At 65.7% G+C, this 26497-nt stretch carries 24 protein-coding genes; 4 read left to right on the forward strand and 20 right to left on the reverse strand.

The genetic code is table 11. The features are described from left to right. Nucleotides 1–124: 124 nt before the first annotated feature. The 7 genes from NFX52_RS13660 to NFX52_RS13690 all read right to left on the reverse strand — a co-directional run bounded on the left by NFX52_RS13660 (nt 125) and on the right by NFX52_RS13690 (nt 8521). Nucleotides 125–874 carry a glutamine amidotransferase gene (locus NFX52_RS13660; protein ID WP_207401990.1) on the reverse strand — a complete coding sequence of 250 codons (750 nt, stop codon included), beginning with the start codon at nt 872–874 and terminating at the stop codon, nt 125–127. Further along, complete coding sequence (locus NFX52_RS13665; protein WP_055396064.1) at nt 871–2316, reverse strand: ABC transporter ATP-binding protein; 1446 nt, start codon at nt 2314–2316, stop codon at nt 871–873. Before NFX52_RS13665 ends, NFX52_RS13660 begins: the two co-directional genes overlap by 4 nt. Further along, nucleotides 2313–3155 carry an ABC transporter permease gene (locus NFX52_RS13670; RefSeq protein WP_055396066.1) on the reverse strand — a complete coding sequence of 281 codons (843 nt, stop codon included), beginning with the start codon at nt 3153–3155 and terminating at the stop codon, nt 2313–2315. The genes NFX52_RS13665 and NFX52_RS13670 overlap by 4 nt, the downstream gene beginning before the upstream one ends. Further along, a complete protein-coding gene (locus NFX52_RS13675; RefSeq protein WP_252635680.1) occupies nt 3152–4120 on the reverse strand; it encodes an ABC transporter permease in 969 nt (322 codons plus the stop codon). The genes NFX52_RS13670 and NFX52_RS13675 overlap by 4 nt, the downstream gene beginning before the upstream one ends. Beyond that, the gene (locus tag NFX52_RS13680) at nt 4117–5730 is read right to left on the reverse strand and encodes an ABC transporter substrate-binding protein (RefSeq protein ID WP_252635681.1); all 1614 of its coding nucleotides are present in this window, start codon (nt 5728–5730) and stop codon (nt 4117–4119) included. Before NFX52_RS13680 ends, NFX52_RS13675 begins: the two co-directional genes overlap by 4 nt. An 18-nt stretch (nt 5731–5748) precedes the next feature. Continuing rightward, nucleotides 5749–7929 carry a TonB-dependent siderophore receptor gene (locus NFX52_RS13685; protein ID WP_252635682.1) on the reverse strand — a complete coding sequence of 727 codons (2181 nt, stop codon included), beginning with the start codon at nt 7927–7929 and terminating at the stop codon, nt 5749–5751. A 178-nt stretch (nt 7930–8107) separates the two neighbouring features. Then, complete coding sequence (locus tag NFX52_RS13690) at nt 8108–8521, reverse strand: hypothetical protein (RefSeq protein ID WP_252635683.1); 414 nt, start codon at nt 8519–8521, stop codon at nt 8108–8110. Nucleotides 8522–8880: 359 nt separating this feature from the next. On the opposite strand from NFX52_RS13690, the gene NFX52_RS13695 reads away from it, so the two are divergent. After that, nucleotides 8881–9528: a DUF4062 domain-containing protein gene (locus NFX52_RS13695; RefSeq protein ID WP_055396071.1), complete on the forward strand. Its 648-nt coding sequence runs from the start codon at nt 8881–8883 to the stop codon at nt 9526–9528. Next, nucleotides 9525–10934, forward strand: a complete 1410-nt coding sequence (locus tag NFX52_RS13700; protein WP_055396073.1) for an RNA-binding domain-containing protein — start codon at nt 9525–9527, stop codon at nt 10932–10934. The genes NFX52_RS13695 and NFX52_RS13700 overlap by 4 nt, the downstream gene beginning before the upstream one ends. A 241-nt stretch (nt 10935–11175) precedes the next feature. Here NFX52_RS13700 and mmsB read toward each other — a convergent pair whose 3' ends face one another. The 11 genes from mmsB to NFX52_RS13755 form a co-directional block, all read right to left on the reverse strand. Next, nucleotides 11176–12102, reverse strand: a complete 927-nt coding sequence (gene mmsB, locus NFX52_RS13705; RefSeq protein ID WP_255354194.1) for a 3-hydroxyisobutyrate dehydrogenase — start codon at nt 12100–12102, stop codon at nt 11176–11178. 76 nt (nt 12103–12178) lie between these two features. Continuing rightward, on the reverse strand, nt 12179–12580 hold the full coding sequence (locus NFX52_RS13710) for a DUF488 domain-containing protein (protein ID WP_055396077.1): 402 nt from the start codon (nt 12578–12580) through the stop codon (nt 12179–12181). 29 nt (nt 12581–12609) lie between these two features. Then, complete coding sequence (locus NFX52_RS13715; protein WP_055396078.1) at nt 12610–13074, reverse strand: TfoX/Sxy family protein; 465 nt, start codon at nt 13072–13074, stop codon at nt 12610–12612. Nucleotides 13075–13356: 282 nt separating this feature from the next. Continuing rightward, nucleotides 13357–14523, reverse strand: coding sequence for an acyl-CoA dehydrogenase family protein (locus NFX52_RS13720; RefSeq protein WP_055396080.1), 1167 nt, complete (start codon nt 14521–14523; stop codon nt 13357–13359). Between the two features lie 42 nt (nt 14524–14565). Further along, complete coding sequence (locus tag NFX52_RS13725; protein ID WP_055396082.1) at nt 14566–14988, reverse strand: lysozyme inhibitor LprI family protein; 423 nt, start codon at nt 14986–14988, stop codon at nt 14566–14568. Nucleotides 14989–15155: 167 nt separating this feature from the next. Continuing rightward, complete coding sequence (locus NFX52_RS13730) at nt 15156–16679, reverse strand: CoA-acylating methylmalonate-semialdehyde dehydrogenase (protein ID WP_055396084.1); 1524 nt, start codon at nt 16677–16679, stop codon at nt 15156–15158. 276 nt (nt 16680–16955) lie between these two features. Beyond that, nucleotides 16956–17501 (reverse strand): phage tail protein, encoded by a 546-nt coding sequence (locus tag NFX52_RS13735; protein ID WP_082437345.1) that lies wholly within the window; start codon nt 17499–17501, stop codon nt 16956–16958. A gap of 11 nt (nt 17502–17512) precedes the next feature. Then, nucleotides 17513–18691 carry an ABC transporter substrate-binding protein gene (locus NFX52_RS13740; RefSeq protein ID WP_055396086.1) on the reverse strand — a complete coding sequence of 393 codons (1179 nt, stop codon included), beginning with the start codon at nt 18689–18691 and terminating at the stop codon, nt 17513–17515. After that, entirely contained in the window at nt 18688–19713 is a 1026-nt protein-coding gene (locus NFX52_RS13745; RefSeq protein WP_055396088.1) for a sulfotransferase, read from the reverse strand. The genes NFX52_RS13740 and NFX52_RS13745 overlap by 4 nt, the downstream gene beginning before the upstream one ends. Then, the gene (locus NFX52_RS13750; protein ID WP_207401992.1) at nt 19701–20552 is read right to left on the reverse strand and encodes an aspartyl/asparaginyl beta-hydroxylase domain-containing protein; all 852 of its coding nucleotides are present in this window, start codon (nt 20550–20552) and stop codon (nt 19701–19703) included. Before NFX52_RS13750 ends, NFX52_RS13745 begins: the two co-directional genes overlap by 13 nt. Then, nucleotides 20549–21391: a collagen-like protein gene (locus NFX52_RS13755; protein WP_082437346.1), complete on the reverse strand. Its 843-nt coding sequence runs from the start codon at nt 21389–21391 to the stop codon at nt 20549–20551. The genes NFX52_RS13750 and NFX52_RS13755 overlap by 4 nt, the downstream gene beginning before the upstream one ends. 478 nt (nt 21392–21869) lie before the next feature. Here NFX52_RS13755 and NFX52_RS13760 point away from each other — a divergent pair, with 478 nt between their 5' ends. Both NFX52_RS13760 and NFX52_RS13765 read left to right on the forward strand, forming a co-directional pair. Continuing rightward, on the forward strand, nt 21870–22763 hold the full coding sequence (locus NFX52_RS13760; protein WP_055396113.1) for a LysR family transcriptional regulator: 894 nt from the start codon (nt 21870–21872) through the stop codon (nt 22761–22763). Between the two features lie 86 nt (nt 22764–22849). Continuing rightward, entirely contained in the window at nt 22850–23380 is a 531-nt protein-coding gene (locus tag NFX52_RS13765) for an NUDIX hydrolase (RefSeq protein WP_252635684.1), read from the forward strand. A 59-nt stretch (nt 23381–23439) separates the two neighbouring features. On the opposite strand, the gene NFX52_RS13770 is transcribed toward NFX52_RS13765, so the two are convergent. After that, nucleotides 23440–24705 (reverse strand): SEL1-like repeat protein, encoded by a 1266-nt coding sequence (locus NFX52_RS13770; RefSeq protein WP_055396094.1) that lies wholly within the window; start codon nt 24703–24705, stop codon nt 23440–23442. Between the two features lie 35 nt (nt 24706–24740). After that, complete coding sequence (locus tag NFX52_RS13775) at nt 24741–26486, reverse strand: DUF4384 domain-containing protein (protein WP_252635685.1); 1746 nt, start codon at nt 26484–26486, stop codon at nt 24741–24743. Nucleotides 26487–26497: the final 11 nt, after the last annotated feature.

Genomic DNA, 26497 nt, shown 5'->3' on the forward strand with positions numbered 1-26497 from the left:
GGCGGGTGATGCACTGGCGAGGCGCTACGCCCAATGCAGAGCAATCGCAGCGGAGGCACAGCTATTGTTTTGATAGCCTCTAGTGCTTGATAGATAAGCGCTAGAGCCAATTTTCATTGAGATTTCAAGCGGCGGCCGCTGCCGCCAGCTGCGCAAAACGTGCCAGCAGGCTGGCCGATTCTGGCGTGGCCTGTACACCTTGCTCCAGCGCTGCCACATCCATGCCCGCGCGTTGCAGAGCAGGCGCAAAACACGCCACGTAGTCGCGCATCACCGAATCGCTGAACTCGGGGTGAAACTGCACGCCCCAGGCACAGGGGCCGACGCGGAACGCGTGGTGCGGCTCGTGGGCGTTGGCGGCCAGCGCCACGGCACCAGGGGGCAGGCGCCGCACCGTTTGCTCGTGCACCACCTGGGCGCCAAAGCGGGCTGGCAGGTGGCCCAGCAGGGCGTCGCCCTCGGCACCGGCCAGGCGCTGCACGGCCACGGTGCCTATCTCCAGCCCGGTGGGGTGGCGCGCCACCTCGCCGCCCAGCGCGTGGGCCAGCAGCTGATGGCCGTAGCAGATGCCCAGCACGGGCACCCGGGCCGCCACCACGCTGGCCAGCCATGCGGCGGTGCGCTCGCTCCAGGGTTCGCGGTCGGTCACCATGGCGGGGGAGCCGGTTACCACCACGCCCGCTATCTGGCCGGGCTCTGGCCATGCGGTGGCGGTGCGGGCGTCCAGTGTCTGCAGCGCCAGCTGCGTGCTGGCGGGGGCTTGGTTCAGGCCGCCCGCAATCCAGTCTTCAAAGTCGCCATGCCGGGCCCGTTGGGCGGGCAGGGTGTCGCCGGTCTTGATGATCCAGAGGGTGCGGGAGGGTGTCGCTGTCATGCGGCGAGCATAGCGGCGGTGGGCTGATCGCTGCTTGCAAAGTCCAGCGTGCGCGTGCCCACGGCGGCGGCCAGGTGCGGGTCGTGGGTCACCAGCATCAGCGCGGCGCCGGTGTCTTGCACCGCGTGCAGCAGCACCTGGATGGCCTCCTGCTGCGTGATCGGGTCCAGGCGCGAGGTGGGCTCGTCCGCAAACAGCAGCGCCGGTTGCGCCACCAGCACGCGTGCCAGCGCAATGCGCTGCAGCTCGCCGCCCGACACCTGGTCGGGCTTGCGCGCCAGCAGGTCCTCGGGCACGCGCAGTTGGGCCAGGCGCTGCTGCACCGCCTTCCAGTCGCAGCGGTGCAGGCGGGCGGCATCGCGCAGCGACTGGGCCAGGCTGATGTGCGGAGCAAACGAACTGACCGGGTCCTGGTACAGCTTTTGGAACGCATGCGGGCGCAGCCGGGCGCTGCGCTCCACACGGCCTGTGTCGGGCGCCACCAGGCCCAGCAGCACATTGCCCAGTGTGCTTTTGCCGGTGCCGCTGGGGCCTTGCACGGCGATGCGTTCACCGCTGTGCAGTTCCAGGTCCAGCGGCGCAAACAGCTTCTGCGCACCATAGGCTTTGGAGATGCCGCGCGCCTGTACGACGGACTCGCCCAGCGTGGGCTCGGCAAATGGCCGCCAGTGGGCCGGGTCGGCCTGCAGCAACTGGCGGGTAAAGGCGTGCTGCGGCGCAGCGGCCACGGTGTGGATGTCGCCTTGCTCCACCGCCTGCCCGTGGCGCAGCACAATGACCTGGCCGCCCAGCGCCTGCGCTACCTGCATGTCGTGCGTGATGGTGAGCAGGCAGCCGCCTGCCTGCAGCACGCCCTGGAACAACTCCACCATGCGGCCGCGCCAATGCGCGTCCAGGCCCTTGGTGGGCTCGTCCACCATCAGCACCGGCGCGCCTCCGGCCAGGGTGATGGCGGCCACCGCGCGCTGGGCCATGCCGCCCGACAGTTGCCAGGGGTAGTGGCTGCCTGCGCCGCCCAGGCCCGCAGCGCCCAGCACCTGTTCGGCCTGTGTGCTGGCGGCGCTGGGGGGCTGCTGGTGCAGCAGGCGGTACACCTCGGCCAGCTGCGGTGCCACGCGGGCCAGCGGGTTGAGTGCCAGCGAGGGCTCCTGCGGCAGCAGCGCCAGCTTGCGGCCCCACAGGGCGCGGCGCGCGGCGGCGTCCTGGGCGCGGGTGGTGGCGCCATCCAGCGTGATCTGGCCCGTGGCCTGCAGCGCAGGCGGCAGGTTGCCCATGATGGTCTGGGCCAGCAGCGACTTGCCCGCGCCGCTTTCGCCCACCAGGGTCAGCGCTTCGCCCGCACGCAGGGTGAAGCTGATGTCGCGCAGCAGCCGCTTGCCGCCCACCTGGATGCCCAGGCCCTCCACGACCAGCAGGGCGTCGGATTTCAAAGGCGTGGTCATGCGGTCTCCCGGTCGGGGTTGAGCAGCATCATCGCGGCCACCAGCCACACCAGCAGGGCGGTGGGGGCGGCAATGAGCCACGGGGCTTCTTCGTAGTAGGGCATGGCCTCGGTCATCATCAGTCCCAGCTCGGGCGTGGGCGGCTGCATGCCCACACCCACAAAACCCAGCGCGGCCAGCGCCAGCACGGCTTGCGATGTGGTGAAGGCCAGCAGCGTGCCCAGCGTAGGCGCCAGCGCGGGCAGCAGGTGGCGGCGCAGCACATAGCCGCGCCCAAAACCCAGCAGGCGCGATGCCTGCACCGCATCACCCGCCAGCACGGGCCGGGCCACCGCACGGCTCACGCGGAAGTACTCCACCCACAGCGCAGCCGACAGGCCCGCATACAGCGCCCACAGCGCGCCGGGAGCCAGGGCGGCCACCAGCAGCACCAGCAGCAGGCCGGGGATGGCGAGCACCGAGTCCGACAGCATGAGCAGCGCTCGCTCGGTGCGCCCGCCGCGCCACGCGGCGGTGATGCCCAGCAGCGTGCCGGGCACGGCGGCGCTCACGGCCGCCAGCAGCGCCATGCCCAGCGACAGCTGCGCCGCATGCGCCAGCCGCGCTAGCGCCGAGCGGCCCAGCACATCGGTGCCCAACCAGTGCTGGGCGCTGGGGGGCGCCAGGGTGTTGCGCAGGTCTTGCACCACCGGGCTGGCACCCACCAGCCAGGGGCCGAGCAGGGCAAACAGCGTCAGCAGGCCGAGCAAAGCAATGCCCAGCACGGTGCGAACAGGCCAGCGGGGCCGGTCGATCACGATGTCAGCGGAGGGATGCAGGGTGGAAGGCACGGCACTCATGCAGCCACCTTCTGGGTATGCCGGGGGTCCAGCGCCAAGCACGCTGCATCCACCAGCAGGTTGAAGACCACAAACAGCACGCCCATGCACAGGGCCGTGCCCTGCACCACCGGGATGTCGCGCCCAAACACGGCGTGCACCAGCGCGTGGCCGATGCCGGGCCACGCAAACAGCGTCTCCACCACCAGCGCACCCTCCACCAGAAACAACGCCTGCACGCCCAGGTAGGCCGTCACCGGCACGGCGGCATTGCGCAGGCCATGGCGCACCAGCGCCTGCCAGTCGCTCAGGCCCTTGGTGCGCGCAAATTCAAAGAAGGGCGACACCACCACCTCCAGCATCGCAGCGCGGGTCACGCGCGCCAGCCCAGCGGCCAGGCCCAGCCCCAGCGTGAGCGCGGGTAGCACCAGGCTGGCCTGGCTCTCGTCACCGCCCGCAGGCAAAAAGCCCCACTGCACCGCCACCAGCAGGATGAGCAGCACCGACAGCAAAAACGGCGGCAGCGCGCGCAGCACCACGGCCATCAGCCAGCTGGCCTTGTCCACCCAGCCCTGGGGCCGCAGCCCAGCCCACACGCCCAGTGGCACGCCCACGGCAAAGGCAATGGCCAGCGCGGCGGCAGACAGGCGCAGCGTGGCGCCCAGGTGGTGCGTCACCTCGTGCCACACCGATCGCTGCGACACCAGCGACTGCCCCAGGTTGAAGGTGGCCATGTCGCGCCACCAGTGCAGCAGCGCCAGCCAGCCGGGGCGGTCCAGCCCCAGCTCCGCGCGCACGGCGTCGGCGGCGGCGTTGCTCACCAGGTCATAGCCATAGCGGCCCGCCGCCACGCGCATGGCCAGGTCGCCCGGCAGGGCGCGCACCATCAAAAAGCACAGCGTGCCGATCAGCAGCGACACGGCCAGCACCTGCACCAGCCTGCGGCCGAGCAGGGCGGCCCAGGGTGTTGAAATCAAGGGGTTCATGGGTTGGTCCACTCCATGCCGGTCAGGCGGTAAGAACGCTCCAGCGGGTCCAGCGTGACGCCCGCCAGCCGGGGGGCCACGGCCACATGCTGGCGGTACCACGCCACGGGGATCACGGGCAGCTCCGTTTGCAGGGTGTGCGTGATGGATTGCCGCAGCGCGCGCGTGCGCTCGGGCGGCGTCTGGGTGCGCGTCAGCTCGTGCAGGGCCTGCACCACGGTATCGCTGTGCCAGCCCATGGCGCCCCAGTCGCCGCCCTGGGCGGCAAAGTCGCCCGCCAGCGTGCCTGTGGGGTCGGGCACATTGGCGTAGTTGCGTGCCGCCAGCGCCAGTTGCAGGCTGCCGTCGCGGTGGCCCCGGGGCACGTCGCCCGAGTTGCCAATGCTCACCTTCACCGCCATACCCGCCAGCCGCCACTGCTCCTGCAAGGCGGTGGCAATCAGCGGCAGCTCGGGCCGGTCCACAAAGGTGCGGATCACCAGGTGCAGCGGCTGGCCCCCGGCATCGCGCAGGCCGTCGCCGTGGCGCTGCCAGCCTGCGGCGCGCAGCAGGCGTGCGGCAGCTTCGGGGGCATGCTGCAGCGGGGGCAGGTGCGGGTTGTGCCACGCACCCAGCGTGGGCGGCAGCAGCTGCGTGGCGGCCAGCGCCTCGTCACCCATCAGCGCCAGGGCAATGCCCGCGCGGTCGATGGCCAGGCTCAGCGCCTGGCGCACGCGCACATCGCGCAGCGCAGGCATGCCCGCATTGAGCTTGACGATGACGGTGCGCGGCAGCGTGACCGAGGCAATCCGCACTGCGGTGCGGCGCGCCAGTGTGGGGTTTTGCGCGTGGCGCTGCAGCCGTCGCAGGCTGGCCGGGTCCAGCCCATAGGCCAGATCGGCCTGTCCGCTCTCGGCCATCAGCGCGCGGGTTTCGGCACGGCTGGCGGCCAGGTAGCGCACGGCGGCAATGGCGGGGCGCGGGCCGTCGTAGGCGTCAAACACCACGGTCTCGACCTGCTGCGGCGGCACCAGCAGCGCAATACGGTAGGGGCCGCTGCCAATGATGCTGCGCACCTTGCCGTCTGCCCCATAGCTGGCTGGCGCCAGCACCATGGTGCTGGAATGCGCCAGCAGCGCGGGCAGGGCAGTGTGGGGGCGTTGCAGGCGGATGAGCACAGTGCCCTCGTCGGGCGCGGTGATGGACTCGATGGGCGCCTGGCTCAGCAGCGCGGGCGCCACCTGCGCGGCCTGCAGGCTGCGCACCACGGCGGCGGCCGTGACCGGTGTGCCGTCATGAAAACGCGCCCCGGGCCGCAGCTCAAAGTGCCACACCAGCCCATCCGCCGACCGGCGCCAGAGCCGCGCCAGCGCGGGCCGTGGCTGGCCATCGTCTGCAGCGTCCAGCAGGGTTTCGGTGACCTGCAGGCGTGTGAACACATAGCCGCTGCTGGCGGGCGCCAGGCCGCTGATCTCCCACGGGCCGACGATTTGCAGCGGCGCGGGGGCGGAGGTAGGTGGTGTGCCCTGCGCCCAGGCAGCGGGCAGGGCGCCTGCCGCCAGCGCGGCCACGGGGGCCTGCAAGGCGCGGCGTCGCGTCAAGGGTTTTGGGACGGTTGAAAGTGTTGTCATGCAGGTCACCGGCACCACTCAGAACTTGGCTTGCAGGCCCACCGTAACGGTGCGCGCCGCCCCCGGCGCCACCCACACGCGGCTGTACGAGCTGGTGTAGTGCACCTTGTCAAACACGTTGTCCACGTCCAGCGACAGGTTCAGCGTGGGGCTCAGGCGCCAATACGCCATCAGCTTGGCCGTGGTGTAGCTGGGCAGCTCAAACGCGGCGGTGCCTGCATTGGCCTCGGCCTGCGTGCGTGCCTGGCCCAGGCGCTTGCCCATGTGCGTCACGCCACCGCCTACGCCGTAGCGCTGGCCGTTGGCCAACTGGTTTTCGTACACCGCCAGCACGCTGCCGTTCACACGAGGCACGTTCAGCAGGCGGCCGCCCACCTCCAGCGTGTTGTCGCGGGTCACCTCCACGTCGTTGACCACCAGGCTCGCATTCACGCGCCAGTGGGTGCTCAGGCGGCCGGCCAGGTCCAGCTCCAGGCCCCGGCTGCGCACCTCGCCTGCAGCGGCGGAGAAGCCCGCGTTCAGCGGGTCGCTGGTCAGCACATTGCGCTTGGTGATGTCGAACAGCGCCGCCGTGGCGCCCAGGCGCTGGTCGGCGCTCTCCCACTTGGCGCCCAGCTCCATCGCGCGGGATTTTTCGGGATCAAAGCCATTGCCCGCCACATTGCTGCCCGTGTTGGGGCGGAACGACGTGCCCGCATTGGCATACAGCGTCCACCCCGGCGTGGGCAGCCAGCTCACGCCCAGGCGCGGCGACACGGCCGATGGGCTTTGCGCCGTGGTGCGGTTGGTGATGCGGTTTTGCAGGCTCTGGTCGTAGTTGTCGGCCCGCAGGCCGGCCATCACGCGCCACTGCTCGCCCAGCTTGAGGGTGTCTTGCACATACAGCGCGGTGTTACGCTGCTTCTCCTGCGTGTCGGTGTTGCGCCCCGGCGTGGGCTGGGCCTGGCCGTACACGGGGTTGAAGATGTCGATGGCATACGGCGCGGCAGTGCTGGGGTTCACCCGCAGCATCACCGAATCCATGCTGAACCGGTAGCTTTCCACCCCTACCAGCAGCTCGTGCTCCAGCCCGCCCGTGCGCAGGTTGCCTTGCAGTTCGGCCTGCAGCGCCACGTCGTCCGACTGAAAGTCGCGATACCGCCGCTGGCGCGTCAGCGTGCGGCCATTGGCCTGCAGCGCGGTGGCCTCGGTCGAGAAGCCCTCCATCCCCGTCTCGCGGTACGACAGCCCCACGCGGCTGCGCCAGTCGGGGTTCCACTCGTGCGACAGCACCAGCTGGTGTGTCTGGTTGGTCACCGTCACATCGCCATCGGCAGGCTCGGCCAAAAAGCGGCTGGCGGGCACCGCGCCCAGGCGGTTGTTGACCGCCACCACACCCCGGTCCAGCGGTGTGGCGTGGCGCAGAAATTCAGACGTGTACTCCAGCACCGTGTCGGGCGAGAGCTTCCAGGTCAACGCCGGGGCCACCACCTGCCGCTGCGCGCGCACATGGTCGCGAAAGCTGCCTTTGTCCTCCACCGCCACATTCAGGCGGTAGGCGAGCCGGTCGTTGATGGGGCCGGTGGTGTCCAGCGCCGCACGGCCCAGGCCGTAGCTGCCCGCATAGGCCTCCACCGAATGGGCGGCCTTCCACAGCGGCTTCTTGCTCACGATGTTGAGCGTGCCACCGGGCTCGCTGCTGCCATACAGCGCGGCCGCCGGGCCTTTGAGGAACTCCACCCGCTCCACGCCCGCCAGGTCGCGCGGCGCATTAAAGCCCCGGTTGGACGAAAACCCGTTGAGCAGCGTCGCCATGCCTGTGTTCTCGTTGCCCGGCAGGCCGCGAATGGCGATGTTGTCCCACAGCCCGCCAAAGTTGTTCTGGCGCGAGACACCGCCCACATAGTCCAGCACATCATCCAGCCGCGTGGCGCCCAGGTCGTCCAGCGTCTGGCGCGACATCACCCGCACGGATTGCGGCAGCTCGCGCAGCGGCAGGCTGGTCTTGGCGCCCTCGGCCTCGTCGGCGTAGTAGGTGCCCGAGGCACTGCGGCCCACCACGTCCACGGCAGACAGGGTGGGTGGGGTGACCACATCGCCGTCTGCGGCCCAGGCGGGGTGGAGGGAGGCCAGCAGGGCGGCAGCTGCCAGTGCCGTCAATGTGAGGCGCGGCAGGGGCGCAGGGCGTGAAGAAGAAACAGAAGCAGAGGAAGAACGCATGGCAAACCAGTCCAAAAGCGGTGAATGCAAAAGCCAGGAGCAACGCGGCTCACACCCGCCTGGGAATTGGCAGGCGCACATGGCCGCGTGCCTACACCCACCCCACGGGGGTGAATGCAAGGGCGAAAACGAGAAGGGGATGCGCTGGAGAGCGCAGGCTGGCTGGGGCCGACGCGTGTCAGGCCCGCTGGGCTGGCGGAGGATCGCGTGCAGCAAACGGCCAGCGCACCTGCTGGGCCGTGAAGGGGTCTGCGCTTTGCGGCGCGATGGCGCCGGATTCTGCGGGTGAGTGCGGCAGGCGCGCCGGTGCATGCGGCAGGCGCGCCGGTGCATGCGCCAGCCCCGCCTCCAGCGCGTGGGTCAGGCACCAGGCGCAGGTGGTGTGTGTCTCTTCACTGTGCTCGTCGCTGGCTGCGGAGCTGGTTGCCGCGTAGGCATCCACATTGCCTGCGGTTGCTGACGCTGCTGCGCTGCGCACCAGCTCCTGAATGTGCCGCGCCTCGTGCAAGGGCGCGCCCGCCAGGGCGTTGAACAACGCCACCAGCAGAAGCACGATGTGGAAAGGCAGGGCGGGGATGGTGCGGCGCAGCATGAGGGGATGCGAATCATACTCAACTGCGGGTGGTGGATTGTTGTGGTGTTTGGAGGGTGTTGGGATAGCCGCTATACCGGGCAGGGTGAGAACGGTGATTTGGGGTCTAGCCTGAGTGCGGGCGAAATAGGTGTTTGAAACGAGGTTGTACTTTGGCGTGACTCGCTGGTTCTTACGAAGGATCCGTGCCACCGGTCAGCTTTGCTTGGAGGCTATGCTTTCGCCATTGGCCCAAGTCGTCGCTCATCGCAATATCATCCGCAGGCCAAAATGGTGTGGCGCATCTAGCTAAAAGTAGATGGGCGGTTCGTGCAAGCGTTAGAGGCGCCGCGCCATTGAATTCATAGAACAGAGGCGAGATGAGTACAGATCCCAAGCAGAAGCAGCTCACATTAATGGTGTCATCCACCGTGTACGGCATCGAAGAGTTGCTGGAGAAGATTTACGCCACGCTCACGGCCTTCGGCTATGAGGTTTGGATGTCGCACAAGGGCACGCTGCCCGTTAGTTCCACGCGCACAGCGTTCGAGAACTGCCTGCATGGTGTGGAGCATTGCGACCTGTTCCTCAGCCTGATCACGCCGCAGTACGGCTCTGGCGTGGCGGGCAGGGGGGAGATGTCCATCACCCACCAGGAACTGCTCAAGGCCATCGATCTGAACAAGCCGCGTTGGATACTCGCTCACAGCGATGTGGTATTTGCGCGTACCTTGTTGATGAACCTGGGCCACGACTCGGCAGAAAAGCGAGCTGCGCTGGCGCTGAAGAAGAACAAGGTCATCGACGATTTGCGCGTTGTTGACATGTATGAGGCGGCAATTCGCCACGATGTGCAGGTGCCGGACCGCAAGGGCAACTGGGTGCAGAAGTATGTGAACCCAGACGACGCATTGTTGTATGCGTCATCGCAGTTCTTCCGCTATCAGGAGGCGGAGAGCTTCGTCGCAGAGCACTTGCGTGATCCGCAAGCCGTGGCGCGCAAGCTCAAGGAAGGGAAGAAGCCATGATCAGCGGAGTGTTGCTGCAGCAGATCGCCCTGGGTGAGGGGCTGCATTCAGAGTTCCGGCGCGGCCTGGACAATATGGAATCGCTGGCGCAAGTGGTGTGCGCCTTTTTGAATACCCAGGGTGGCACTGTTTTCTGCGGCGTGAGTGAAGATGGGAATGTCGTGGGCTTGCCGCTGACCGAGCAAGACCCGCAACGCATACGTGGCGTGCATCAGGCCGTGGCTGACAGATTGACACCGTCGGCATTGTTCACGGTGAGTCTTGACAACCTCAACGGCAAGGCCGTGCTCACCATAGAGGTACCGGAAGGGAAAGACAGGCCCTACGTTTGCAATGACCGGGTCTTTTTGCGCCAGGGCGGCAGCACCGTGGTGGCAGATGCGATCGCGTTGCGCGAGATGGTGCAGACGAAGGCGGTGAGTGCTGATCGCTGGGAGCGAAGGCCGTCCACGGCGATGGAGGAAGGCGATCTCGACCATGACGAGGTGCACGCCATGGTCAACGAGGCGGGAAGGTCTGAGCGGCACCGCTTTGCCAGACCCGACGACGACGAGGCTGTGTTGGCCGAACTGGGATTAGCAGGCGCCCGGGGCTACACGCAAGGGGCCGACGTGCTGTTTGCACACAACCCTGCCTTGCGTCACCCACAGACGCGCGTTCGATTGATTCGTTACGCAGCTGGGAAGACGGCCAACGAGTACCTGGACGACAAGCAGTTGCGGGGACCTTTGGTGCGGGTGCTGAATCAGGCGTTCGACTGGTTGCGCGGGCAGCTGCCGATGGAGCAGCTTTTCGAGGTAGATACCAAGGCTCCGCTCGTGCGTCAGGCTCGAATGGCCTACCCTGAGGCGGCTTTGCGCGAGGGCCTCGTAAATGCATTCGCGCACCGTGACTACGCAGGCTTCTCTGGAGGGCTGACGGTTAGTGTGTATGCCGATCGCATAGAAATCTGGAATGCTGGACGTCTGCCTGCCGGATTGAAACCAGCCGATCTGAAGCGCAATCATCCGTCGTTGCCAGCCAACCCCGACATTGCTCAGGTGTTGTACCTGCGCGGGTTGATGGAGCGCATCGGCCGTGGCACGCAGAAAATTATCCAGTCGTGTGTGGACCAGGGACTGCGTCCGCCCCAATGGGAAGACCGCGAGACGGGAGTGACGCTCACTCTCTGGGGGCCGGGCGGTGCGCTGGACGGACTAGCTTCGCTCAACGCTCGGCAACAGGCACTGCTGGATGCGATAAAGGTCGATGAACGTATTCGGCCTGCGGAGTATCGCGAGCGGTTTGCGGTCGAGGTTTCCGAGCGGCAGGCTCGTCGTGATTTGGCCGCATTGGAAGAACTGGGCCTATTGCGGGTGGATGGTGCGGGTGCGTCCACTGTTTATGTGCGGACGAACCGGACATAAGGGGCTCTAGGTCGGACATTATCCGGACATTGAGATCGCGTCTTCGGTACGTCTTGGATCGCGCTAATTGCTTGATTTGTATTAACTTACCTAGTCATCGCCACCTGAGAATTTGGGCCTTTACACTAAAAAGCGGACACTATCCGGACATTGTCTGCTTCTTGGCGTCTATACCAACTCCGGTCAGCCCGCGCAAAACGCCAGCAGTCGCTGGCGTTTTGCGTAATACAGGATGACTCAATTACCCCTTCTGCACCATCTTAATAATGCTGGAAAAATCCAGCGCCCCATGCCCCGCCAGGCTGTGCGCTGCATACAAATTGCGCGCCATCCCCCCCAGCGGCGTCGCAGCCTTCACCTCCATCGCGTTCTCTTGCGCCAGCCCTAGGTCCTTAAGCATCAGGTCCGTCCCGAACCCGCCCGCGTAGCCCTTGCTGGCGGGCGCGGTTTCCATCACGCCGGGGAAAGGGTTGTACTTCTCCAGCGCCCAGTTGCCGCCCGAGCTGCGGCGCATGATTTCGCTCAGTACCTTGGGGTCCAGGCCGTTGGCCACGCCCAGGGCAATGGCTTCGCTGGTGCCGGCCATCAGGATGCCGAGCAGCATGTTGTTGCAGATCTTGGCCGTCTGGCCTGCGCCCACGCTGCCTGCGTGGAAGATGTTGGCGCCCATTTTTTCGAGCACGGGGCGGGCGCGTTCCAGGTCGGCGGCGTCGCCGCCCACCATGAAGGTGAGGGTGCCAGCAATGGCGCCGCCGGTGCCGCCCGAGACGGGGGCGTCGATGAACGCAACGCCCTTGGCCTTGGCGGCCTCGGCCACCTTGCGGGAGGTGGCGGCTGCGATGGTGGAGCAGTCGATGATCAGCGTGCCCGCAGGCAACTGGGCCAGCAGCTCGCCCGCGCCCAAAAAGAGGCCTTCCACATGCTGGCTGGCGGGCAGCATGCTGATGACGACTTCGGCGCCCGCCACGGCGGCCTTGGCGTCAGCGGCGATGGGCACGCCGTCTGCCGCCAGCTTGTCGCGCGCGGGTTGCGAGAGGTCGAATGCGCGCACTTCGTGGCCGGCCTTGTGCAGGTTGTGTGCCATGGGGCCGCCCATGTTGCCGAGGCCGATGAATGCGATTTTCATGGTGTGTTGCTCCTGGAAGTCGTTGTGATGGTGAAAGGGAATGGGTGCGGATTTAGTATGAATTTGATAGCTTGAAAGGCTTATCCATCGCGCGGTAGCGGCCTAAAAAGCTTGAAATCTAGGGGCTGATTTCGGCCCCACGGCTTGCCAGCTCGGCGCGCAGCACCGAGCGGTGGCAGCGGGCTTCGTCTTCGCAATAGCAGCCCAGCGACATGGCGCTGTGGTGCGACAGCGCAGCCAGCAAATCGAGCGTGCGGCTGGCTTCGGGCTGGGCCAGTTCTTTGCGGAACTGTTTGGCGAAGGCCTCCCACGCCTTGTCGCCTTCTTGGCCGGTGGGCACCTGCTGGCCGTGGGCCATGAGGTCGGCGCTGGGGGAGAGCAGGGGGTACCACACGTCGTAGTAGTCGCGGGTGGCGAACTCGGCCTTGGGCACGCCACGCGGCGGGCGGCGCACGGTGCCGATGCGGGTGCCTTCCCCGGCGGCGCGCGGGGTGCCAAGGCGGACGATGCGAAGGGGCATGGTGGTGGGCTCCAGTAGGGTGGGGCAGATCAGTCGTCGGCTTCGAAGATGCTGTGCTTCTTCGCGGCGGCTTTTGTCTTAGGCTTGGTGCCGATGGTGGCGGGTGCTTTCTTCGCTGCAGCCGGGGTGTTGGCTGTTTTCTTCTTGCGCGGCGAGGCCTTGGCCAGCGGGTTGTAGGCAAGGGCTTCTTCGACCCAGTAGTTCCACTGCGCGCGTGTGGTGTAGCCGTTGGGCTCCACCCAGAAGTAGCCCTTCATGCCGCCGCCGGGCGATAGTTCGCGGGTGTTCTGCATCTCTTGCAGTTCGCCGTGGCGCTCGGGTGGCAGGCGCACCAGCAGCTCTTCACCTTTGACGCCAATGCACAACTTGCCGTCCACAAAGAAGCAGTAGCAGCCGAACATGGTCCGTTCTTCCACGTCGCTGCGGTGCGCGAGCGCCGTGCGGATGGCGTCGATCAGGTGCAGCGTTTCGTCGGAGAGGGGGCGGGCGGGCATGGCTTCTGATTCACATGGGCTGATGAGGTAGCTATCTCAGATGGCTCTCACTCCCTCTCCCCTTGTGGGAGAGGGCCGGGGAGAGGGGGTGAAACGGGCGCGGCGCGGGTGCGGGCCCCCTCTCCCCAACCCTCTCCCGCGAGGGGAGAGGGGGTAACCCCCCAGCGCCCCTGCGTGTGCGTGGGCTGATGTTCCTGTCCGAGATATGTATTTCATGAGGGGAAATTGGCCGTTACCGCCCATTGGATAAGCGCTAAAAGCTATGAAAATAGGAGTAACCGCTTAGCGAATCGCCTCCGTCGCATCCCCATCCAGCATGCGCCGCGCAATGATGACCCGCATGATTTCGTTGGTGCCTTCCAGGATCTGGTGCACACGGGCGTCGCGCAGCAGGCGCTCCAGCGGGTATTCGCGGATGTAGCCGTAGCCACCGTGCAACTGCAGGGCGTCGTTGATGACGGTGAAGCCTGCGTCGGTGGCAAAGCGCTTGGCCATGGCGCAGTAGGTGGATGCGTCGCGCGCACCGGCGTCGAGTTTGCTGGCGGCCAGGCGCACCATCTGGCGCGCGGCCACCAGCTCGGTGGCCATGTCGGCCAGCTTGAACTGCAGGGCCTGGAAGCTGGCGATGGGTTTGCCAAACTGCTTGCGGTCTTGCATGTATTGCTGGGCGGCGTTGAGCGCGCCTTGCGCCGCGCCCACGGAGCAGGTGGCGATGTTGATGCGGCCGCCGTCCAGGCCCTTCATGGCGATCTTGAAGCCTTCGCCCTCGCGGCCCAGCAGGTGGTCGGCGGGGATGCGCACGTTGTCGAAGCTGATGGTGCGCGTGGGCTGGCTGTTCCAGCCCATCTTCTGTTCCTTCTTGCCGTAGCTGATGCCGGGCGTATCGGCGGGTACGGCAAAGGCGCTGATGCCGCTGGCGCCCGATGCCGCGTCACCCGTGCGGGCCATGAGCACCAGCACGTCGGTGCTGCCCGCACCGCTGATGAAGGCCTTGGCGCCGTTGATGACGTATTCGTTGCCGACCAGCTCGGCGCGGGTCTTGAGCGAGGCGGCGTCGGAGCCTGCGCCGGGTTCGGTCAGGCAGTAACTGGCGAGCTTTTCACCCGTGGTGAGCAGCGGGCCCCAGTGGTCGCGCACAGCGGGCGTGGCCCAGGTGCCCAGCATCCAGGTGGCCATGTTGTGGATGGTGATGAAGGCGGTGGTGCTGGGGTCCACAGCCGCCATTTCTTCAAAGACCAGGGTGGCATCCAGCCGGGGCAGAGCGAGCCCACCGGCGGCTTCGGGCGCGTACAGGCCACAAAAGCCCAGCTCGCCCGCCTTGGCGATGGCTTCTTTCGGGAAGATGCCTTCTTCGTCCCAGTGCGCGGCGTGGGGTGCGAACTCAGCTTGTGCAAAGTCGCGGGCCGTCTGGGCAAAGGCGCGTTGTTCTTCGGTGAGTTCAAAGTCCATGCTGCTTGTCTCGTTGGTTCTTGTTGTTCTGGGGTGGAGTTTTTAAGGCTTGGCAGACGGATGGTCCAGCGTCAGCCAGCGCATCAGGCCTCTGCGGCGGTTCTCGGTCTCTGCGGTGAGGCAGTCGTGGTACAGGCGCGGCCACTCGGGTTCTGACTCGCTGGCGCGCGTGGCCTGCTTGCAGCGCGTGATGCGGTCGCGCTGCCAGTTGGTGTGCTCCTGGCGCAGCTGGGGGCGTTCATGGGCCGACAGGGCGCGCATCACATCACCGTAGAGGATGGCGATCTGCGTGTCCGCGACCTGGTAGGCCTTGACTGCGCACGCGTTGGTCTCTTCCAGGCTACCGGCGTCGCGGCACGCGGCGCCTGCCTGGGCGAAAACACCCGGGCTCAGCAACAACGCACCCCCGGCGGTTGCAGTTACGGCCAACGTTGACACCCAATTCTTCAGTTTGAAAATTTGCATGTCCTGCTTTTACCACCGACCAATGCAGTCGAAACCGGCGCGGCCCAATGCCAGCGCCACCGTGCAAGGGCCGCCATCTCACGGTTCAGACACGGGTGGCGTCCCCCTTTCCGCATCGCGCAGCGATGCAGAGAAAAAAGGGGGAAGCGGCGCAGCCGCTCAGGGGGTTATTTCAGGCTAATTGTGGTGTTGACGCCCTGGCTCACCGTGCTGTCATCAAACCAGCGGGCCGTCACCGTCTTGGTCTGTGTGTAGAACATCACGACCTGCTTGCCGTATGGACCCAGGTCACCCAGCTTGGAAGCGCGCGAGCCGGTGAACGAGAACAGTGGCACTGGCACGGGGATTGGCACGTTGATGCCGACTTGGCCCACGTCGATCTCTTCCTGGAACTTGCGCGCTGCCGCACCCGACTGGGTGAAGATGGCAGTGCCATTGCCGTTAGGGTTGGCGTTGATGAACTCGATGGCTTCGTCGATGTCTGCGGCGGGCACCAGGGCCAGTACGGGGCCAAAGATTTCCTGGTCGTAGATGGCCATGCCGGGCTTCACGTTCGAGAAGATCGTGGGGCCCACGAAGTTGCCCTTTTCATAGCCGGGCACCACGGGCTTGCGGCCATCGAGCTCCAGCGTGGCGCCGTCGGCAATGCCGCGCTCGATCAGGCCTTCCACGCGGGCGAGGGCGGCGCAGGACACCAGTGGGCCCACATCGGTGCCCTTTTCGGTGCCGCCGTTGACCTTGAGCGTCTTGGCCTTGGCCACCAGCTCGGGAATCCACTTTTGTGCCTCGCCCACCAGCACCACCACCGGCAGGGCCATGCAGCGCTGGCCCGCAGCGCCAAACGAGGCACCGGCAATCGCGTTGAGCGTTTGTTCCTTGTTCGCGTCGGGCAGGATGATGGCGTGGTTCTTGGCGCCCATCATGCATTGCGCGCGCTTGCCGGCCAGGGTGGCGCGGTTGTACACATGGGTGCCCACCTTGGTGGAGCCCACGAACGACACGGCCTTGATGTCCTTGTGGTCGCAGATCGCGTTCACGGCCATTTCGCCGCCGTGGATCACGTTGAGCACGCCGGGTGGAATGCCTGCTTCGAGCGCCAGCTCCACCAGGCGCATGGTCACCATGGGGTCTTGCTCGGAGGGCTTGAGCACAAAGGTGTTGCCCGTGGCAATCGCCATGGGGAACATCCACAGCGGGATCATGGCCGGGAAGTTGAAGGGGGTGATGCCTGCGCACACGCCCAGCGGCTGCAGCAGGGTGTAGGTATCGACACCACCGGCCACGTTGTTGGCCAGCTCGCCCAGTTGCAAGTTGCCGATGCTGGCTGCGTGTTCGACCACTTCGAGGCCACGGAACACATCACCTTCGGCGTCGGGCAGGGTCTTGCCTTGTTCTGCCGTCAGGATCGCGGCCAGCTCGGCCATGTTTTCGCGGATGAGCTGTTGGTACTTGAGGAAGATGCGGGCGCGGGTGCCGATGGGCGTCTTCTTCCAGGTCTTGAATGCTTCCTTGGCCGAGGCCACGGCGGCGTCGATTTCTTCAGCGGTGGCAAACGGCACGCGGGCCAGCACCTCTTGCGTAGCGGGGTTGACCACGTCGCGCCATTCAGTGGTCTTGGATTCGACGAACTGGCCGCCGATCAGCAGCTTGACGGTGGGGGCCAGTGCGGCCACGTTGGTGGGTGCGTTCATGGGTTTGTCTCCGGGGTGGTGAAGGGCCTACAAAGGGGCCAACCTGTGCATGGTATGCGTGCAAATATGTAATTGCAATGCGTCAAATTGCAATTTGGATGTGCTTTTACGCACATTGTTTGCCTTGCACCTTCGCCCTTCAGTTCACGGGCTTCCAGATGAAGGGGAAGCCTTTGGAGCTTGCGCTTCACCCCATCGACGGGAGGGCCCGCCTCCAGAAAAAAAGGGCAGGCCCTGCGGCCTGCCCCTTTTCCAGATGCGCGCAGCGCGGAGCACTCAATTTCTGGAGGGAAAAATGCCTTGCAAAGCGATGATGAAGCTCACAGCGAGAGAGGGTTGCATCACGGAAACGGGCGAGTTGTTTCCAGCGCTTCCGGTGTTGCCATTGCTCACCGGAAGTTGCGTATTGGCGCTGGCACTGGGCGCGTACTGCGCATTGCGCTGGTTGGACGCTGCCGGTACGTTACCTGGACCGGGTTCCATGAGCGTGCCAAGGGTGGTTGCTGCGGGTGAAGAGAGAGAGACGGTGTGCGTGTGTGCCGGTAAATTTGTGGAGATCAATGTGACATTTTCAGTGCCTGTAACCTCACCAAGGGAGCGATATGAAAGTCCCGGTCCTTGACCTTGACCCATGGGAACTCGACTTTGCAGATTGGGCAAGGCGAAAGTCGTTTGGCCATCCCCCCCATAGGTAGTTCCCAGAATGGCAAACAACGCGCTGTTCTGGGCAATCGAGATAAGCTGTCCAGAGCAGAACGCATAGCCGCGAGGCGGAAAGTTGCCTGCAAACATTTTTATTTCACCGATAAACGGTTCGGACATTTATTTACTCCTTAAGTCAAAAGATAGCCAGTGGTCCAGCCGCGCGGTGCAAAGACCGCTGTTGGTGTGGGGTGTTGTCGTCGGGCGCTGGCGCCCAGGAAGGTGTTTTCCCACAAGGGGCCCGCGCTGTCGGTGCCTGCATTCACCCATTGGCGCTCCCCGCGGGGGCCTACAAGGGGGGTGTGGTGCAGGGTAGCCCAAAGGTCGCGCATGTGGGTGCCCTGGGGGGCAGCAACCAGGGCTGTTCCAAGGCTGGCACCCGCCTCGGCGCCTAGCAGTGCAGCCGCCGTCCAGCCCAGGCCCGCTTGGGCCAAGCGGGCCTTCCAACCTGCGTCGGCCGATTCGGCCTGGGGCCAGGTGGCAATCGTGTGCGCATGTACACCTGGGTTGTGTTCAGACAGCCACGGCAAGCCCGCCAGATTGGTGCGCAGCGCTGCAGAGTGCTTTTGCCACCATTGCGCAAAGCGCTGCGACTGGGGGCCCGAATACAGTGCAATCACCGCATCGGGCTGGTGCGAAATGATGGACTGCTTCAGGCCCCCAAATTCGGAAGCGTTGTTCGGCATGTCGGCAATGTGGCGGCCCACCACCTTCCCACCCAGCGCCTGCCAGCGTTGCTGAAAAGACTGCAGGAAGTCAAAGCCCGACTCATGCCGCCCCATGCTGAGAAAGGCGCGCGGGCCGCATTGCGCGTACACCCGGTCGGCGAGGGCTGTGGCCATGGCACACAGTTCCAGGCTGTGGCGCACTGTCAGCAGGTGGGTATCAGACGGCGAAACCAGGTCTGCGCCCGTGTCGCTGATCCACAGCGGTAAACGCGCAGGCTCCGTAATGGCCGAAACCCTTTTTGCCAGTGCAGGAGGCATCCACCCCATCACTGCGTCAAACCGGCTATCTTGCAGCGCAGCCCGCACCGCCCTGGCGGGTGCTGATGGCATAGGCCCTGCGGAGAGCCACGTCAGTGCAACTTGGGAAAAGGCTCCGGCGTGCGCCAGCCCCAATTCCACACCTTGCTGGTAGTCACGGGCCAGCGCTGGCAGTTTTTCAGAGCTGGGAGCGATGGCCAGGATGCGCCACCTTGGGCTGGCTGTGCCCAGGGAGTTCAGGAGGGGAGTGGAGGCCTGAACGCCGGTGGCCGCAGCGGCCCCGCCGGTGGCCAGAAAATGGCGTCGATGCAGTGCCGCGATCATTGCAGTGCTTCCTCAGGCTGGGTGGTGATTGCCGCAGGGTGGTTGCGCCGTTTCGCGTGGAGCGTCTCGTAGTGAGGGGTGATCCACTGCGCAGTCAAGGATTGGAGAAGGTCGCTTGCCATGCTGTGTTTGGTGTGTGTATCTGGTTCAAAGACTTCGTGGGGTTGCTTGCCGTGTCTCGTGGTGCGCTCGCGCATTCTTGCGTGGTCCTCTTGCGAGACCTGCCAGCGCATGTGGGGGAGCACCTGTGTTTCGATGGCATCGGGCAGCTGGGCGTAGTCGAGCAGCAGAGCGCGTGCTGGGTCGAACTCCTGCGCCATGGCGGCGTAAATACTGCCGAGCATCTGGGCGCAGTACTGCTCGGCAGAGATGGCGTGCATTTCGGCAGGATTGACCCCTGCAACATGTCGGCCCAGCGTGCCGGGAATCATAAAGAATGCTCGTTCGCGCATCTGGGACACCAGCACCGCGAGCGGCTCGCGGGTGAGGAAGACCCAAGGTGCATCAGGCCAGGCTTTTGCAAACAGCGGTGCCTTGTCGGTGTTCCAGGCGTCCTGCTTGAGGCTCATGGTTTGCAGCGGGGGGCTGGCGCTGTCGCAGCGCTGCGCCCAGGCGCTGGTCCACGCGCGCAACGCACGGACCACCTGGGCTTCGTCGATCAGCCCACTGGCCAGCGCCTGTCGCACCAGGAAGTCTACGGGGCCGGGTTCAGACAGTTGCAGGTGGTGCGGGCTTTCTGCCAGCGTTTGTGTGATCAGGGTGGACCCGCAGCGCGACACATGGAAGATGACGAGCGAAGGATCGAGGCCTGGGGATTGCTCATGCCAGGCCAGCAGGTCGTGAAGCGGCGTCTGGCGCCGAAACGCCAGGTGGAACGGGTGCCTCAGTTGGTTCTGGATGCCATGCTGGAAAAACGGTTCACGCAGCGGCGCGTCCAGCAGGCGAGCCCAGTCCACCATCACCTGGCCCTGGGCGATGTAAAAGCGAATGGGTCGCCAGCCGCTGAAGTTCACAGTACCCATTGCTCAGTCCATGCGCGGCGCCCGGCCTTCATGGCCGACTCCACGTCCGATGCGTCAAATTGAAAGCCCGCGGCCTGCCCCATGTGCACGGACTCGCGCACGAAGTCGGCCATGTCGGTGATGGTGCTGAGTCGCTCTGCGTAGTCTGTGTTGGTCCCTACCAGGTCGCGGAACTGTATGAACTGGCGCCACGGGTCATCCGCGTAGGGCAGGGGGTCACCGCAGTCGCTCGCGCGCAGGGCATCGACCAAGCGCATGTCCACCGAGGTGTCGGCCACCAGGTGGACTCGGCTCAGGGTGCCACGGTTGCGCACCCGGTGCGGGCGCGACACATCCACATACCAGCATTCGCCCGCGCGCAGCGGAATGCGCTCTCCATCCACATGAAAGAACACCCGTTCGCCGGTTTGTAGCGGCACATGCAGGCGAGCCTCACCGCGCCCCACACACAGGTCGGCGTCGGTGTGCTCCTTGATCTCGCAGCCCGGCAGCAATTGCATCAGCCGCACGGACTTCCATGGCAGTGCCATGGTGTCCAGCATGGCGCGCAGCGTGGGGCATTGGTCCAGGGCCGGTGTGTCGGCATAGCACGATGCAGCCACATCCACGGGAACGACATCGATAGGTGCCTCGGGCGCAGAACGCAGCGCCAGCGCCTGCCATCCCCCGTCATGGCGGCCTTCATTGAAATGAGTGCGCCAGAGGGAGGCCGGCAGCGCATTCACCTCTGCCAGGGCGGCGGCGGTGTCAAACCGCCAGGGCAGCCGTGCTGTCTGCGCGCCCTGCACCCACAGGCCCCGTGGCGGCAGTTCAGAAAGCGATGATTCCGCAGACGTCATTGCGTGCAGATGGCGTAAGCATTGCAGGCGGTCGTCAAAGCGGGAGCGCGGTAGGAGTTCAGCAGGCGGACTGACCAGCCCTGCACCCCGACCGCACAAGCTCCGCCTTCGACGGGACGATTGGCCGCCACATAGACACCGTCTGCGTCGATCCCCCCTACGCCACTGGCCCCTTCGTACCCGCCGCCAATGACTTTCTCGCCCGCATTGCAGCAGGAGGTCACTGCGCAGCTGTCTGCGGAGCCTGTTGCGTTGGCCTGACGAATATTGACAGTGATCGCGTTGCTGCCTGCAGGACCCTGGGGGCCGGTGGCCCCTGTGGCACCTGCCGGGCCCACCGAGCCGGTGGCACCCGTGGCGCCGGTAAGGCCTGCTGTTCCCTGGGCGCCGGGTGTTCCCGCTGGTCCGGTAGCGCCTGTAGCACCGGCCGAGCCCGTGGCACCCGTTGGACCTGCGCTGCCCGTGGCGCCGGTGGCACCGGCCGGGCCGGTGGCGCCTGTAGCCCCTGTCAGGCCCGCCGGGCCTGTTGCTCCTGTTGCACCGGTGGCACCTGTCGCTCCGGTGGTGACCCCGGGAGCACATTGGCCCAGACGCCCGGTCGGGCCGTCAAAACACAGCACATTGGCATTGGTATTGGCCGTTCCCGAGAGACTGGGAACCCGCACTTCGCCGGAGTCTTGTACGCGCAGGCGCTCGGTATTGGCCGGCCCCTTGACCACGAATCCTCCACCTGCCGGGGGCGTGAAACTTATATCCGCAGCGTGGACGGACACAGTGGCCAGTGCCAGGCAGGCCGGACCAGCCCAAAGCGACTTATAGGGGAAAGTGGTGCGTTTCATAGAGGTTGAGGGCTAAGGATGCGGGTGGGCAAAGCAGGGCAGCACAGGCCCCGTGGTGCGAAAAGATGGGAGGGGTGACAAATGGCCCGTGGCCGCGAAGGTGAACGCCCTGACAGGCGCGGGAGCCGGTGGGACCCGTTGCACGGCATGGGCATGCCGGCAGACAGCCCCGGAGGCTGCGCGAATGCGTTCATCTTTTCTCCCTTGCGCTGAACTGTTGCTGGCCGCCATGGCGGGTGTGTAGACCCGTTTGGCTCTGGTTGCGGTGCGCTGCCCTGTTCTGTGTGCAGGTTTCAGCGCGGGCGGAGTGTGCAATAGAAAGCATACTGTGTAAATTGTTAAATGACATGTATCAAACGATACGTGGCGACATGACGTACCTATCCCGTGGGTCTTGGTGGGCCCGGCCGGGCTGATTTCGGCGGCGCTGGGCCGGGTGTTTTTCCGCCATCTCTGCGCGGAGCGCCACAATCGGGCCATGGATTGGGACCATTTCCGCTATTTTCTGGAGCTGGCGCGCGCTGGCACGCTGGCAGGCGCCGCCCGCCGCCTTGGGGTGGAGCACACCACCGTGTCGCGCCGGTTGCAGGCGCTGGAAAAGCAGGTCGGCTCGGCCCTGTTTGCCCGTGAAGCAGGCGGCCACCGGCTGACCGAGGCCGGGCGGCAGCTGATGCCCAAGGTGGAGGCGATGGAGACGGCCTTCCTTGCGGTCGAGAGCGCGGCCCCGGGTGTGCGCCAGGGCCTGCACGGCCTGGTGCGCATTGGCACCACCGAAGGTTTTGGCAATTTGATCCTGGCGCCCCAACTGGCCCGCTTTGCGCTGGGCCACCCGGGTCTGGTGGTGGACCTGCTGGCGCTGCCCCGGCTGGTGCACCTGTCGCGGCGCGAGGCGGACATCGTGATCTCGCTGGAGCGCCCGGCGCGCGGGGCGGTGCTGGTGGTCAAGCTCACTGACTATGTGCTGCAGCTGTACGGTGCGCGCAACTACTTGGCGGGTCATGCGCCCATCCATACGGCTGATGATTTGCGCGGCCACACCTTCATCAGCTATGTCGATGACTTGCTGTTCAGCAAAGAGCTGCAGATCCTGGACGAGCTGCACCGCCCGGCGCACTTTGCGCTGCGCAGCACCAGTATCCTGGCCCAGTACGAGGCCGCGCGCGTGGGCGCCGGGCTGGCGGTGCTGCCTGCGTTTGTGGCTGCACAAGACCCGTCGTTGGTCTCGGTGTTGCCCGGCGTGGCGCGGTTTCAGCGCACGTTCTGGATGTCGATGCCAGCAGAGAACAAACACGTTGCGCGCATGCAGGCCACCTGGGCTTTTTTGCGCGAAACCGTGGCTACGCAGCAGGGGCTGTTGATGCCTTCTGCCTAGAGTGTCTAAGTTGCTATAGTATTGATAGCTTTTGGCGCGCGAATTCTTTGCGCCTGCAGCACTTTTGCCTGCAATCCTTTTGGCATGTGACAACCAAGCTCTCAAATCCGTCTGCACCTGTCCCACGCGTGCGTCAGCGTGTGGCAGCGCTTATCACCCAGCAGGGCCGGGTGCTGCTGCACTGCGCGCAAGGTGACCCCTTCTGGGCGTTACCGGGGGGTGGTATTGAGCCAGGAGAGACTGCAGCGCAGGCGCTGGTGCGTGAGTTACAGGAAGAGCTGGGGCAGGCGGTGGAACCGGGGGCGCTGTCTTGCGTGGTGGAGAACTTCTTCTTTCATGCAGATCAGCTGCACCATGAAATTGGACTGTGCCTGCATGCCAGCCCGCTGCAGGATGGCCCCTTGGCAAACGGGGAGGGACCGTATGAAGGAGTGGAAGGAGGGCGCAGGCTGGTGTTTGCTTGGTTTTCCAGCGATGACCTGGCGCACATGGACATCCGCCCGACCATCCTGCGCAGCTATTTGCGTGAACTCCTGGCGTGTGGCTCAAGGGGCGTGGCTCACCTTGTGCACCGGGAGGAGCCTCTGCCCTCCATACCGGCTACTTCGCCCGCATAGAGGACTCACTTGGTTGCCCTTGCCTGCACCAGTGGGAACTTGGGGGAGCGAGGGCCGGTTCAGCGGCGTGGATAGAGCCCAGTCGTTCGCCACTGCAGTGGCACCAGGTCATACAAGGGACTTGGCTCCCGCTGCCAGCCATTGGGTGGCGCCGAGGGGCGCGCGCTGGCGGACGAGCCGTTGACGCCCATGTGGAGACCGGCAAGCTGCTGCATCCATGTGACGTCGATGGTGCCGCCTTGCAAAGGCCTGGAGAAAATCAGCTCTAGCATCTTGCGGGCCTGCGGGTCGCCGCTGCTGGCCGCCACCTGGTACAGGCGTACAGCCTCGGTGTAGTTGGCGGGTACACCGTCGCCCCGGTGGTACCGCTGGGCCTCCACGTACCAGTCCGCAGCGCTGTAGCGGGCTGATCGGATGCGGGCGTCGGGATCGCTGTGAAAGCGGCGGGCCAGAAGGTTGGCATTGGCGGCAGCGGCCTCAGACTTTGCAGATGCTGATTGAAATTGGGCCATCGCCTGTTCGATATCGCCGCTGGCGATGAACTCCAGCCCCAGTTCGTTGCTGGCCTGCGCACTGCCTGCACGCACGGCTTGCGTCAACAGTTTTTGCAGCGGTGGGATGGCCGCCGCTGGCGCCACCGAGCCGGGGTACCAGTGTGGTGAGGGCGAACGGGGCTCGGCCAACGGGGCCAATGCCTTGGCCGCATGCCATTCGAGGTATTTGGCAAGCCCTGGATCGATACGGCCCACCAGCGCAATCCAGTGCATGGCGGTTGAAGGATTGGGCGCTGCCACGCAGCCGCTGAGCTGGCACCATGCGAGGCCCGCAGGAGCCAGGGGGTGGCCGAGCAGTTGCGCACGTTCAAACCAGTGCTGGGCCTGCGCCGGGTCTGCGGGCATGGCCAGGCCGTGCAGCGCCAGCAGTCCCAACAGCCACGCCGCATCGGCAGGCGATAGGTCGCCGGATGATCGCGTTGTGGAGACAGGGGGGGAGCGCGGCTTGCGCATAAGCGCCCCGTCGCGTTGCGCGGCGCTGCGAAGTTTTTGCAACATCTTCTCCTGCATGGGGTTGTCAGACCCGGGCACCTGGGGGGACGTCGCGTTCAGGGTGGCGCGATCGATGAAGGTGGTCTCTGCGGGCGTGGGAAGCGCACGTACCGAGGCCAGCACAGGCGCCGCAGTCACCACCGCCAAGACCAGGCACGCTGCTGTACCCGAGGCCTGCGCCACAGCGCCGTGGAGTGCGCGCCAAGTGCCGTGCGGCGTGCGCAGCCCTTTGATCGTGGACTGCGGGCGCGCCGTGGTGGTCGAGGGGGTTGTGGTCATGGCGTGTGCGCGCACAGTGCTGTGCCTGTGGTCTTTCACTTGCGCGGGGCGGGTTGTGCAGGCGCAGTGGCTGCAGCGGGCAGGGCCCGGCGCGGAACGACCTGCCAGTACACCGCGTTGCCGGTGTAGCCCTCGCTGCCCCAAGCGGTGGCGAAGGCTTCGTTCAAGCGCTCCAGCGCCCGGTAATTAGGGATGGGCTTGAGCGGCGGGCCGCGCAGCGCTTCGGGCAAACGGGGCGTGCTGTCCTCGTCGGTGGCAAAGCAGGCCACGCCCTCGGTGCCGGGGCTGGCCGCGTCCATGATGAAGCCGGGGTTGGGGCTCATCCAGTCGGGGATGCGGATGGCCTGGTTGGCGGACACCCAGCCGGTGGTGTTGGCCTGGTTGGGCAGCAGGCGGATGACCGTGCCCGTTGCGTCGGCCAGATAACACTGCAGGTAGGAGGCGCGCGACACCGTGGCCGACAAGAAGACCTGTTCACCCACCTCGAACGCGGTGCGCTCCAGCAATACGTTCTCAATCTGCAGATCGATGCTGCGGGCAGGCGGCGGGTCTCCGTACTTTGCTGCACCCGGATTGTTGCTCACCACGTTGACTGCGGCATCGGGCGTGGCGGGCCCGACTGCGATGTGCTGCACGGGTTCTGAGTGCGTGCTGGCCCAGCCAATGCGGGCCAGGGTCCCGTCTGCGGATAGGCCGACAAAGTGGCGCAGCGCCCGTTCGTAGGTCGCAAAGTCCACCACGCCCGTCACCACCATGCCGTTGTCGGCCTGAAAGCGCGCCAGTGCCCTGCGCAGCGCTGGGTCGTTGTCCGGCAGGGGTTGCGCGACGGGGGCGAGGTAGCCCCGACTGACCAGCGAGCGCGCAATGAGCTGGGTGCGCACGGCGGGCGAGCCTTCGTCAAACCAGTCGCGCAGCTGCCGCTGAAAGTCGGGGTGGTTTTGCTCCAGCGTGAGGCATTGCCAGTAGGGCACCCGGGCCCATTTGCCAATGAGTTCAATGGTGGCCAGATCCACCAGTGTGCGCACGGCGCCGCCCGATCCCTGGGTGTAGTCCCGTCCCACATTGAACTGCACGCCATAGGTGCCGATGCGCCCGGCGAGATCAACGCCTTGGCCGCCGTTGCCGATGATGACTTCGTTGGCCGAGTCGAGCCCGGGGATCAGCGTACGAGTGCGAAAGTCGCCCAGGTGCATCTCCAGCCCGATGATGGTGGCGTTGCGGCTTTGGCTGTAGCCCATGTCGATGCGGGGGCCGGAGAGCCCGGTGTCAAACCGGTTGTTGATCACGTTCTGGTCCACGAACGAGATGGCGCCCGACAGGTACAGCGCGGGCCGCTGCAGCTGCATCTGGTTGTTGTTGAGCAAGATGGTGGTGAGGTTCTGCACCGTGTCCTGGCGCGCGATGTCTACCTCGTAATCCACAAAGCGGAAGGCATTGCTCAGGCGCGACATCTGGGACAGTGCCGTGATCACCATGTCCTTGGTGGCCACGGTGACGCGGGTGGAGTAGTCGGGGATCTGCTTGCTGGTGATCAGTGTGGTGGGCAGCTGTGCGTCGCGCAGCATGTGGTCCATGCACATCAGCGAGTCGGAAAAGCTGGAGATGGAACGGGTAGGGCGCACCACGGGGCGGTCGGTGATGGAAGCGAGGCTCTGAAATTCCTGGTCTTTGCGCGGGTCCCTGGGCGTGGCACAGCCGGCCAGTCCCAGCCCGATGGCAAGCCAAAGCACCCCATGGATCGCGCGCGCCAGGGGGCGTGGGGGGCGAGAGCATGCGGGCATAGCGGGGCTCA

Origin of the sequence: Acidovorax facilis (assembly GCF_023913775.1) — a bacterium.
In the GTDB taxonomy this organism is placed as follows: domain Bacteria; phylum Pseudomonadota; class Gammaproteobacteria; order Burkholderiales; family Burkholderiaceae_C; genus Acidovorax; species Acidovorax facilis.